Here is a 12,121-nt window from a genome sequence, read left to right on the forward strand (position 1 = left end):
AGAAGAAGGCAGCGTGGAGGGCGGAGACAGGGATGGCCAGGTCCAATCGATCGTCGGGCGCCGCCACGGCGCCGGCTGCCGTGCTGGTGGAGTCGCGCCTCGCGCCGCCGCAGCTTTCGGCCGTGCTGCTCGCGCGTCCCGGCTTGTCCGCGCTGCTGCATACCGGCCTGGGAAAACGGCTGTTGAGCGTCACGGCGCCGGCGGGCTACGGCAAGACCACCGCGCTGGCGCAGTTCGTGGCACAAGCCGGGCAGCTCGGCGTCATGGCCGCCTGGCTCAGCCTGGAAGAAGAGGACAACGATCCGCTGATCTTCTTCCGCTATCTTGCTGCCGCGTTGCACCATGCCGATGCGCGGCTGGGCCGAAGCGTGCTGGCGCAGACCGCCGGTGGCAGCCTGGCATCGACCGACGCCATCGTGGCATCCCTGCTCAGCGACCTGGGCGGCGTGGACGGCCGCCTGCTGCTGGTGCTCGACGACTTCCATGTGTTGCGGCATGAGGGTTTGCACCGGCAGGTGGAATGGCTCGTGGCCCATCTCCCGCCCAATATCGGCGTGGCGATCGCGAGCCGTACGCGCCTGCCCTTGTCGCTCAGCTCCTGGCGGGTGCGCAACCAGCTGCTCGAACTCGATGCCGCTCACTTCGGCCTGGGCTTCGACGAGGCTGCCGACTTCGTCGGCCTCGTCAGCGGCGCGCCGCTCGACCGCGCGCAGGTCGAGACGTTGCACAGCCGTACCGAGGGCTGGATCGCGGGCCTGCAGCTGGCCTCGCTGGCGCTGCGCGAAAGCGGCGACCGGGGCGCCTTCCTGCGCGATTTCTCCGGCACCGATCGCGATATCACCGACTACCTGGGCGAGCACGTGCTCGACAGCCTGCAGCCCGGGCTGCGCGACTTCCTGCTCGATACCGCGGGGCTCGAACGCTTCTCCGCCGAGCTGTGCGATGAAGTGCTGTCCCGCAGCGACAGCCGGGCGATGCTGGCCGAGGTGCAGGCCCGCAATCTTTTCCTGTCGGGCCTGGATCGAAGCCGCACCTGGTTTCGCTACCATCACCTGTTCGCCGACTATCTGCGCGGGCGCAGCCGCGAGCGCCCGGCGGAGGGGAACCGCATCATCAGCCTGCGCGCCAGCGCCTGGTTCCAGCGCCATGGGCTGCTGCGCGAGGCGATCCGCTATGCCTTCGATGGCCAGGATCTCGAGCGCGCGGCCGACCTGGTGGCCGCGTTCTCAGCCGAACTGGTGCAGCACCGCGGCGAACACGCGACCCTGCTCGGCTGGCTGGCGCGACTGCCGCAGCAGCTGGTGCATGCGCGGCCGAAGATCCGCGTCGGCCACGCGTGGTCGCTGGTGCTGACGCGCCGCTATCCGGAGGCCGAGTATGAGTTGCGCGCGCTGGAGCATGCCTGCCAGGACAGCGGCGACGACGAACTGCGCAGCATGGTCGACATGATCCGCTGCGTGTACTGGGCCCACGTCGGCGAGCCCTTGCAGGCCAAGGCCAGCAGCGAACTGTGGCTCAAATCCTGGCCGCGCGCGGATGCCTTCTGCACCGGCGTGGTGGCCAATGTGCTTGCCAGCGGCTGTTGCGTCACCGACGCCTTCGATGAGGGCGAGCAGGCCTTGGCCATCGCGCGCCGTTCCTTCGGCGAGACGCAGGCCGACTACGGCCTCGCCTGGGTGGCCGCGCTAGGGGTGATGCTGGCCATGCGGCGCGGCGACTACCACGAGGCGATGGCACGGGCCCGGAGCGGCATGGCCGTGGTCGAGCGCAGCCTGGGGCTGGCTTCCTACGCAGGGTCGATGCTGGCACTGCTGGCGGCCGAGGTCTGCTATGAGCAGGACGACCTGGCTGCTGCCCAGGCCTTCCTGGACGTGGGCCTGCCCTATATCGACGACCACGGACTGATCGAGATGACGACCGCCGGATACCTCACGCGGGCGCGCCTGCTCAGGCTGCGAGGTGAGATGGCGCAGGCCGATGGCTGCCTGCTCGAGGGCGAGTCGCTCGGGCACCGGCTCAAGCTGCCGCGGCTCGCGCTGATGCTTTCCGCCGAGCGCTGCGCGCTGCGCCTGCAGGCCGGTTCGATCGAGGAAGCACAGAAGCTCGCACGTTCCTATGGCCTGCTTGGCTACGGTGCGGGCATGCAGGTCCAGGCGGCACCGAACGAGGAGGACAGCGTCCACCTGGTTCAGCTGCGCCTGCGCATGGCGGCCGCCGAGCCGGGCGGCGGCGCCGCTGTGAGCGGTGCCCTCAACGATGCGCTGCGGCGGGCCCTGCGCGACCATCATCGAGCCCAGGTGGCGCGCCTGCAGGTGCTCAAGGCGGTGAACCAGCAGCGCGCGCAGGAAGGGGCGCAGGCCCTGCGCACGCTGGACGAGGCGCTCGACCATGCCGCGTGCTGCGGCCTGCTGCGCAGCGTGGTCGACGGCGATCCGGTGGTGCTGGACATGATCGAGGCCATCCGGGCCAACCGCGGAGAGCGGCATGTCGAGGGCCGGGGACAAGCGCCCGATGCTTACCTGGAGCGCCTGCTGTCTGCTGGAGGCAGAAGGCTCCAGCCAAGCCTGTCCGGTGCGCCGGGCGCCGGTGCCGAGTCGGCCCAGGCGGAACGGTCGGGCGAGCGCCTGACCGAGCGCGAACTCAGGATCCTGCGCTTGCTCAAGAGCGGTCTGGGCAACCGGGAACTGGCGCAGAGCCTCTTCGTCTCGGAGGCGACCGTGAAATGGCACCTGCACAATATCTTCGCCAAGCTCGGGGTGAAGAACCGCACCAGCGCGCTGGCGCGCGCCCAGCAGAAGTCCCTGCTGTGAGTCGCGCCGGCGTCCGCGCGCCGGGCGCGCCTTAGCGCAGTCACCAGAGCGCAGTCGCAGCCGCCGCGCCGCTTGCGGTCTCAGGCCGCATCGACGCGCGTCTGCCTGACCGTGGACAGCAGGCCGTGCTTGCGGATCTTCTGGTACAGGGTGCTCTTGGCGATGCCGAGCTGGCGGGCCGCCTGCGTCAGGTTGCCGCCGTGGCGCACCAGCGCCAGCCGGATCGAATCGAGCTCGACCGCCTCCAGCGAACCCTGCGCCTGCGCACATGCCGGGATGGGCCCGGCGCCGGCCACCGTACCGGCCACAGCGCTGGCGCGCCCGTCCGCCACCGCGCCGCAGGCGATCTCCGGCGGCAACTGTTCCAGCGTGATCACGCCGTCGCGCGCCATCAGCAGCGAGCTCTCGAGCACATTGCGCAGCTCGCGCACATTGCCCGGCCAGTCGTAGGCGAGCAGGCTGGCATAGGCCGCGTCGTCGAACACCGGCCTGGGCAGGCCGTCGCGCGCGCACAGGCGCGCGAGCCAGTGGTCGATCAGCACCGGCATGTCATCGCGGCGCTCGCGCAGCGGCGGGATGGCCACGGTGGTGACCGCGATGCGGTAGAACAGGTCCATGCGGAAGCGGCCCTGCGCGATCTCGTCGCGCAGGTTGCGGTGCGTGGCCGCCACCAGGCGGAAATCGACCTTGCGCGGCGTGTTCTCGCCGAGACGGTAGATTTCCCCTTCCTCCAGCACGCGCAGCAGGTGCGGCTGGATCTCCAGCGGCATCTCGCCGATCTCGTCGAGGAACAGCGTGCCGCCGTTGGCGGCCTCGATCTTGCCCGCGGCGCCCGACTTGCGCGCCCCGGTGAACGCGCCTTCCGCATAGCCGAACAGCTCGCTGGCGAGCAGGTCGCGCGACAGCCCGCCGCAGTTGAGGGCGACGAAGGGGCCGTTCGCGCGGGGGCTGGCCAGGTGGAGGCCCTGGGCGAACAGTTCCTTGCCGACCCCGGTCTCGCCCGCCAGCAGCACCGGCACGCTCGAGGCCGCGAGCTGGCCGGCCTTGGCCACCGCGGCGCGCAGCGTGGCGCCGCTGCCGACGATGCGCGCGAAGGCGGCGGCGCCACGCGGGCCGCCTGTGCCCGGCACGGTGGCGCCCGCCGCTTCGGCGCGGCCGCCCGCATCCGCCTGCGTGGCGGACATCGTCCTGCGTCCGCCGGCCGCTCCCGCGGCAGGAATCACGACCAGGTAGCCCAGCACCTCGTCGCCGTCGCGCACGGTTTCGATCCGCGTGTGCGCCAGCCAGCCGGGTGCCGCGCTGCCGCCGCGCGCCGCGGTGTCCACGCCGGGCAGCGCGAAGCTGCTCGACAGCGGCGTGCTGACGCCGTGGCGCGCCAGCGCGGCGGCAGCCTGCGGATTGGCCTTGAGCAGGCGGCAGCGCTCGTCGAGCGCCAGCACACCGTCGCTGCGCCCGGGCGCGAAATGAGCCATGCAATGATCGAGCAGCTGGAGGCGCCGCTCCATCGACAGCTTGGCCAGGCGGCTTTCGATGCGGCCGGCCAGGGCCACCGTCAGGGCCAGGCTGTGGCGGCTGTAGGTGGCGGCCAGGCCGGACACGTCGATGACGCCCAGCACCGCACTGTCGACGGGATCGCGGATGACGGTGGCGGAGCAGGTCCAGCGCTTGATGCCGGCGCAGAAGTGCTCGGCGCCATGGATCTGCACCGGCCGGCCGAGCGCCAGCGCGGTGCCGATGGCGTTGGTGCCGCAGTTCAGCTCGGTCCAGTTGTAGCCCGGCATCAGACCGGCCTCGCTGGCCGGCTCGACGATGTGCATATCGCCTTCCTGTTGCAGGATGATGCCCTCGGGATCGGTCAGCAGCAGGATGGTGCCGGTCTGTTCGAGAAAATCGCGCGTCTGCTGCATCAAGGGCAGGCTGGCGCTGACCAGGCGTGCGTTGCAGGAACGCCAGCGCGCCAGGCCGGACTTGTCCAGCGGCGGTGGCGCGCGGTGCGCGGCGGGGTCCACGTGGCCGTCCAGGCAGCGCCGCCACGACTCGTCGATGACGCCGCGCAGGTGGCCTGGCAGGGATTTGCCGCCATCCAGCAGGTGTTCCCAGGCGGACATGATGCGCGCATCCTGTTCCGGACTGGAGAACCAGTCCATCGGCGCCGTGACCTTTTGCATTGGGGTGTCTCCTGTCGTGCCGCTTGGCGCGGTCATCTTTTGCGGCAGGTCGAGCCCCGCCGATCGCCACATCCTAACGCGTCCGGCGCGCAAGGTGGCCAGCCGGCAAGAAGCAAGATGCGCGCCGGCGCGCGCAGGCGGCGCGCGGGAGACATCGGCGGCGCCTGGCGCGGCGCATGCGCCGCTCCGACCGTTCGAAAACGAGACGGCCGTCCGGAATCCGGACGGCCGGAGCGGCGCCGGGGCCGCTCGTCGAACCCCTGCCTTCAGTCCGCCCGTTCCGGCACGGGCAGGCCCAGCCAGTCGCCATAGAAGGCTTCGATGTCCGGCTCGAAGTCATGGATCACCGGGTACCACGGTGTCGGCGCCTCGACGTCGTGCATGGTGCCGCATTCGGGGCAGTAGTACTCGCGGTAAACCTGCCAGTTGGTGTCCGGCGCCATCAGGTGCGGGTAGACCTCGGCCATGGCCTCGGCGCTCTCGCGCACATAGATGTTCGCGTGCAGCTTCCAGTTCTCCCGGTAGTCGCAGAACACATGGCCGCAGTCGCACTGGGTGACCCATTTCCTGGTCTTGGCCTGCTGCACGATGAACATATGAGGGCTCAACGGCAGCACGATGCGGTCCGCCCAGTCCAGCTTGCGCTGGAGGGCCTCCACGTACATCTGGAAGCGCTCGGCGTCCTTGGGCATCGACAGCATGCGCAGCGTGGTGTCCCAGTCGAGCTTGCCGTCGACCAGGTTCTTGATCTGTTCCTTGGTGTAGGTAGACATGATGCGTGTTCCTTTTCGTCGTATCCGTTCGTCGCTTCGGTTCGTGCCGGCGGCGGCCGCCGCCGGCCGCCTTCATTCCTCGACCAGCACCACCGTATTGACGTCGGGCATGCGGGACAGGTCCATGCGGAACTTCGCGCCGTAGGTCGGAACGTTCAGCTCCTCCTCCTTCAGCGTCCACGTTTCGGGCAGGTCCCAGAAGCGGCGGAACTCCTGTTCGAATTTCCGCGACAGGCCGAAGCTGGTGGCGAACATGTGCTGCACCTGGGTGGAGGCGTGCTTGACCAGGATGCGCTCGCGCTCACCCTTCATCCACTCCTGCGTCGGCTGCGAGCGCGCCAGGCGCTGGTTGCGGATCTCGATGCGCAGCAGCGCGGTCTGCTTGGCGTCCACCCTCCAGATGCCGTTGGCGTCGCGCGTGGCCACCGCGCCATACACCCTCTGCGCATACTCAGGCAGCAGCAGTGCGCTGTTGAGGTCGCGCTCGATGGCTTCGGGCTCGCGGTCGAGCGGGTCACCGAAGCCGGGGCCGCCGCGCAGGTAGTTCAGGTACAGGTCGTAGTTGTCGTAGCAGTCCTCGGTGGTCATGCACTGCTGGTCGCGCTTGACCACCGCGCCGGCGTTGAGGTGGTTCTCGTAGTCGGGCACATCCGGGTTGGTGTCGCCGCCCAGCGGCAGGCTTTCGCCCAGCGCGATGCGCTCCTTGAGGCCGGTCTTGTGCGCCTCGAAGCGGTAGCCGGTGGCCGCCGGATAGCCGCCCATCAGGCCCCAGTCGCTGTTCATGTAGCCATTGCCCATGAAGAACATGGTCCAGTCCTGGGCCTTCCACACCATGCGCAGCGTCTCGAAGCCGCAGCCGCCGCGGTACTTGCCGTAGCCGCCGGAGTTGGCCTTGACGTTGCGCCCCAGGTAGAGCAGCGGCTCGGCCATCTCCCAGATCTCGATGTCGCCCATGTCGCCTTCCGGGTTCCAGATCGCGGCGGCATGGTTCAGGCCATCCTTGATGGCGCTGGCGCCGGTGCCGCAGGAGGAGGCCTCGAAGCTGTTGACCGCATGGATCTCGCCTTCCTGGTTGATGCCGCCGCCCTGCAGCCAGTTCGAGGTGTTGGCGTTGCCGGAGTTGACTTCCTCCAGGTAGCCGCGGCTGAAGTAGGCCTGCGACAGTCCGCGCCACATCGCGCTCCATCCCGACACCAGGAAGTGCCAGGCATAGGCATGGCCGGTGCGGCGGTCGTCGGGGTTCATCCACGCCCCCTTGGGCAGGCGGAACTCGGTGCCATAGTAGGCGCCGTCGTTGATCCGCTGCGTCGGCACCAGGGTCTGGGTCATCATCACCCAGATGCCGCTGGTGAACGCGACCTGGTGCGCGTTGTAGGAATGCCAGCCCCAGCGGCTCGCGCCCTCGAAGTCGAGCCGCCACGAGCCGTCCTTGCGGATCTCCATTTCCACCGGCGAGTGCATGATCGAGTCGAGCTTGGCGAAGGCCGACGACGTCTGCACATCCGGGTGGTTGTAGGGGACGTCGACGAAGGCCACCTTGCGGTACTTGCCCGGCAGCGTCATCGCCTTGATGCGCGTCTGCAGCCCGCGCCGGCCTTCCTCGATCACCTCGTAGGCGAACTTCTCGTAGGCCTCCAGGCCCTCTTCCTCGATCACTTCCTCGATCAGGTCGCGGATCATGTGGCAGCCGGCGATGCGGGTGCGCTCGTCGAGGATCCAGTACTTCGGCGTGCGCACCGAGCGCTGGCTCTCGTGCAGCCAGTCGCGCAGGGGCGTGTCGTTCACGCCGGTCTTGCGGCAGGTGATCATGTAGCCGTCGCCGAAGCGCTGCACCTGGCCGGTGGACATCGAGCCCGGCGTGACCGCGCCGGTGTCGATCACGTGCGTCACGCCGCCCACCCAGCCGACGAGCTTGCCGTGCGCGAAGATCGGCACGATGGTGGCGATATCGCAGGGGTGCACGTTACCGATGGCGCAGTCGTTGTTGGTGAACATGTCGCCCGGATGGATGCCGGGGTTGGCCTCCCAGTTGTTCTCCATCATGTACTTGATGGCGGCGCCCATGGTGCCGACGTGGATGATGATGCCGGTCGAGGTCAGCACGCAGTCGCCGGCGGCGTTGTAGAGCGTGAAGCACAGCTCGCCTTCCTGTTCGACGATGGGGCTGGCGGCGATCTTCTTGGCGGTCTCGCGTGCGTGCACCAGTCCGCCACGCAGCTTGGAGAACATCTTCTCGTAGCGGATCGGATCGCTCTCGCGCAGTTCCAGCCGCGTGAGGCCGTTGTAGTGGCCGGTCTGCTGCGTGCGCGCCAGCACGCCGTCGCGGAACTGCTTGAGGGTCTGGCCGGTCTTGAGCAGGTCGGCAAAGCCGAGCTCCTTGTTGGACATCATGTTCATGGCGTGTCTCCTGGTCTGTGCTTATTTCACTTCCTTGAGATGGAAGAGGCGGTGCTTGTCGAGCGTGGTGGCGAAGCCGTCCGGCACCACGAAGGTGGTGGCGTCCGATTCGATGATGGCCGGCCCGTGGATCACGTTGCCGGGCTTGAGCGCTTCCATCTTCCACAGCACCGCTTCATGCCAGGTCTTCTTGCGGTACAGCGGACGCGTGCCGAGCCGCGCTTCCTTCGGCGGCGTCGGGCCGCCCTCGGGATCTTCCGGCAGCACGGGTTTCTGCGTCACCACCATGCCGCGCATGATGGCGCCGGTCACGGAGAAGCCCAGTTCCGGCGAGCGCGCCGAGCTGGCGTAGACGCGCCCGTAGGTCTCCTCGAAGGCTTCGACGATGCGGTCCCAGTCGGCGGCGCTGCTGGCCTGGCCGATCGGCGAGCTGATCTCCAGGTCGTTGAGCTGCCCCATGTACTGCATGCGGTAGCCAGGGCGCAGGATCACGTCCTCGGCCTGGAAGCCGTTGATCTTGAACTCCTCGATGACCTTGGCGCCCAGCTCCGACCAGGCCTTCTGGATGGTCTGCGCCGCCTGCGCCTTGTCCTGCTCGGCGGCGTGCTGCGGCAGCGCCAGGTCCACGCTCTTGTCGTAGCGGTACTCGAAATCGGCGCAGGCGCAGCCGAAGGCCGAGAAGCCTGCAGCCCAGGCCGGCACCACGACGTCCTTGAAGCCGAGGCCCTCGGTGTAGCCATAGGTATGCACCGGCCCCGCGCCGCCGTACGAGAAGCAGACGAACTCGGTCGGGTTGTAGCCCTTGGCACTGACGTTGGCGCGCAGGTACTCGCGCAGTTGCAGGTCGAGCAGTTCGATCACGCCGGCGGCCGCGTCCTCCACCGTCAGCCCGAGCGGGTCGGCGATCTGCGCCTTGATATGGGCGCGGGCGCGCTCCACGTCCAGCTTGATGGCGCCGCCGAGGAAGTTGTCGGGATTCAGGTAGCCCAGCACCACGTGGCAGTCCGACACCGAGACGGTGTCGAGGCCGCTCTGCGGCCAGCAGGTACCGACGCGGTAGCCCGCGCTGTCGGGCCCCAGCTTGATCGCGCCGCTGTAGGGATCGAGGCGCACGAAGCTGCCGGCGCCCGCGCCGACCGAGTCCATGGTCACCAGCGGCAGCGACAGCACCAGGCGCGCCATGTCGGGATCGGCGGCGATGGCGAAGTTGCCGCGGGTGATCAGCGCCATGTCGAAGGAGGTGCCGCCGATGTCGGAGCAGGCGATGTTCTCGTAGCCCAGCGCCTCGCCCAGCAGCTTGGAGCCGATCACGCCGCCGATCGGCCCCGAGACGATGGTGCGCGCCAGTTCCTTGGCTTTCCAGCTGATAGTGCCGCCATGGGTGGCCATCACGCGCAGGTCGAACTTCGCGCCGTGCTTGCGGAAGCGGTCGCTGACCTTCTTCAATGTCTGGCGCGATGGCTCTGCCGCGTAGGCCTCCAGCACCGTGGTGTTCATGCGGTGGCTTTCCTTGCGCTGCGGGTAGTAGTCCACCGAGGCGAACACCGGCACCTCGGCCGCCAGCCGCTTGAGTTCGTCGCGCACGATGTCGCGCGCCTGCTGTTCGCTGGTGCCGTTCTTGTGCGACTGCAGCAGGCAGATCACGATGGCCTTGGCGCCCGCCGCCACCAGTTCGCGCGTGGCCTGGCGCACCTCGGCCTCGCGCAGCGGGATGACGATCTCGCCCTGGACGTCAGTGCGCTCGGTCACGCCGCGCGTGCGCGACAGCGGCACCAGCGGCTCGTCGTAGCGGTGGGTGTTCAGGTGGATGCGCTCCTCCAGCGCATAGCCCAGGTAGCTCTGGATGGCGCGGCCCATCGAGTGCACATGCTCGAAGCCTTTGTTGACCAGCAGGCCGACGTCGAGGCCCTTGCGCTGCACCACGCGGTTGAGCATCGCGGTGCCGGAGTAGACGCAGGTCAGCAGTTCCGGATAGACCTCGTCGACGTCGCGCTGCCAGTGCGCCAGTGCATCCTGCGACGAATTGAAGATGGCCAGCGACTCATCCTCGGGGTTGCTCTGGGCCTTGCCGACGACGAAGCGGCCATCTTCGCGCACGAAGAAGGTATCGGTCATCGTGCCACCGGCATCGATGCCCATCACCTGGACTTTGGATTGGACTTGCATGTCCTTGTCTCCTTCCGATCTTGGTTGGCGACTCGCGGCGCCGTCCGGCGCAGCGGTCGGGGTCGTCAGTCGCAAGCGGCATGCCAGTGCCTGGAGGAATCCCGTCGGAAGGCGCGCAAGCCGCGCGCAGCAAGGCGAAGCGGCGGAATGCAGGGTATGAGGGCAGGGCGGCGCAGCCGCCGTTGCGTCGTGGAATCGAACGGCTGGCGCGTTCGGTTCCACGACGGGGGGGCCTGTGCCGGCGCTGCCGCATCGCGCGGCAGCGTCGCCGCCGCATTTTGCGGCGGTTGGTGGCGGTTGGTGGCGAGGAAGCGGGGGGCGAGGCCCCGGCGGTGGCGGCCCCTGCTCAGCCGAGGCTCTCGAGCGCCAGCGCGATGCCCTGGCCGCCGCCGATGCACAGCGTGACGATGCCGCGCCGGATGCCGTCGGCGCGCATGCTGTGCAGCAGGCGGGTGGCCAGGATGGCGCCGGTCGCGCCGATCGGGTGGCCGTGGGCGATCGCGCCGCCGTCGACGTTGATGAGGTCGTGCGGCAGGCCCAGTTCGGCCGCCACCGCCAGGGGCACGGCGGCGAAGGCTTCGTTGATCTCGAAGCGTTCCACCTCGCCCAGCGACCAGTCCGCGCGTGCCAGCGCCTGCCTGACCGCGGGCACGGGGCCGAGTCCGAACAGGCCCGGCGCCACCGCGCCCAGTCCGTAGGCGACCAGCCTTCCGAGCGGCTGGAGCCCGTTCGCCTCGGCGGCGGCACGGTCGGCCACGATCACGGCGGCCGCGCCGCTGTTGATGCCGGGCGCGTTGCCGGCGGTGATGGTGCCGTCGGCGCGGAAGGCGGGCTTGAGCCTGGCCAGGCCCGCCAGTGTCGTGTCCGGACGATTCGTCTCGTCCTGCGCGAAGGCGGTCGTGCCTCCCTTGCTGGCCAAGGGCACGGGAACGATCTCGGCGGCGAAGCGGCCTTGTGCCTGTGCCCGGGAAAAGGCCTGCTGCGAGCGTTCCGCCCAGCGGTCCTGCGCCTCCCGGTCGAGCCGGTAGCGTGCCGCGAGGTCCTCGGTATGCCAGCCCGAGTGCTGTCCGGAGAAGGCATCGACGAGGCCGTCCATCAGCACGCTGTCGTGCAGCACGCTGTCGCCCATGCGCTGGCCCCAGCGGCCGGACGGCAGCAGGTAGGGGGCGCGGTCCATGTTCTCCATGCCGCCGGCGATGGCGATGTCGACGTAGCCGAGGCGGACCTCGTCGGCGGCGGAGGCGATCGCCTGGGCGCCGGATCCGCACACGCGGTTGACCGTCAGTGCCGGGACGCTGTCGGGAATGCCGGCGTTGAGCGCGGCCTGGCGTGCCGGATTCATGCGGTTGCCGGCCTGGATGACATTGCCGAAGGTGACCGTGCCGACCCGCGCGGGATCGAGCCCGGCGCGCTCGATGGCCGCGCGGATGGCCAGGGTGCCGAGTTCAGTGGCCGGGATGCCCTTCAGGGAGCCGTTGAAGGCGCCGATCGGTGTGCGGACCGGGTGGCAGAGTACGACGTCAGGGTGGCGCATGGTGTCCTCACGGTAGTAGAGGTGCGGAGCGGGAAGCCGGGGTCAGGGCGAGTTCGCTGTCCAGGCGGAGGCCCTGGGCCGGCGCGGGAAGATGGCAGTAGCCGTTGCCGGTGCGCGCGCAGGCGGTGGCGCCGTCGCGCGGCGGCTGGGTGGCGGCGCGGGCCGGCGGCGGTGCGCCGGCCGACGCGAGCGCCATGGCGAAGGCCAGGAAAAGAGAACGATGAGAGCGACGGGAACGATGCGGGCGATGGGTTGCAGGCATGATGGCCTCCA

At 69.3% G+C, this 12,121-nt stretch carries 7 protein-coding genes; 1 reads left to right on the forward strand and 6 read right to left on the reverse strand.

The window, feature by feature from the left end:
• The first annotated feature begins 32 nt into the window (after nt 1-32).
• Nucleotides 33-2,810, forward strand: a complete 2,778-nt coding sequence (locus BKK81_RS09925) for a LuxR C-terminal-related transcriptional regulator (RefSeq protein WP_071012504.1) — start codon at nt 33-35, stop codon at nt 2,808-2,810.
• A gap of 80 nt (nt 2,811-2,890) precedes the next feature.
• Here the strand turns inward: BKK81_RS09925 and BKK81_RS09930 are convergent, their stop codons facing one another.
• The 6 genes from BKK81_RS09930 to BKK81_RS35295 all read right to left on the reverse strand — a co-directional run bounded on the left by BKK81_RS09930 (nt 2,891) and on the right by BKK81_RS35295 (nt 12,110).
• Nucleotides 2,891-4,978, reverse strand: a complete 2,088-nt coding sequence (locus BKK81_RS09930; RefSeq protein WP_231907892.1) for a sigma-54-dependent Fis family transcriptional regulator — start codon at nt 4,976-4,978, stop codon at nt 2,891-2,893.
• A gap of 266 nt (nt 4,979-5,244) precedes the next feature.
• On the reverse strand, nt 5,245-5,751 hold the full coding sequence (locus tag BKK81_RS09935; protein ID WP_071012505.1) for an acetone carboxylase subunit gamma: 507 nt from the start codon (nt 5,749-5,751) through the stop codon (nt 5,245-5,247).
• 72 nt (nt 5,752-5,823) lie between these two features.
• Nucleotides 5,824-8,148, reverse strand: a complete 2,325-nt coding sequence (locus BKK81_RS09940) for a hydantoinase B/oxoprolinase family protein (RefSeq protein WP_071012507.1) — start codon at nt 8,146-8,148, stop codon at nt 5,824-5,826.
• A 21-nt stretch (nt 8,149-8,169) separates the two neighbouring features.
• A complete protein-coding gene (locus tag BKK81_RS09945) occupies nt 8,170-10,314 on the reverse strand; it encodes a hydantoinase/oxoprolinase family protein (RefSeq protein WP_071012508.1) in 2,145 nt (714 codons plus the stop codon).
• A gap of 346 nt (nt 10,315-10,660) precedes the next feature.
• On the reverse strand, nt 10,661-11,848 hold the full coding sequence (locus BKK81_RS09950) for a thiolase family protein (protein WP_071012510.1): 1,188 nt from the start codon (nt 11,846-11,848) through the stop codon (nt 10,661-10,663).
• A gap of 7 nt (nt 11,849-11,855) precedes the next feature.
• Entirely contained in the window at nt 11,856-12,110 is a 255-nt protein-coding gene (locus tag BKK81_RS35295) for a hypothetical protein (protein WP_156811193.1), read from the reverse strand.
• Nucleotides 12,111-12,121: the final 11 nt, after the last annotated feature.

This window comes from Cupriavidus sp. USMAHM13, from assembly GCF_001854285.1.
GTDB lineage: Bacteria > Pseudomonadota > Gammaproteobacteria > Burkholderiales > Burkholderiaceae > Cupriavidus > Cupriavidus malaysiensis.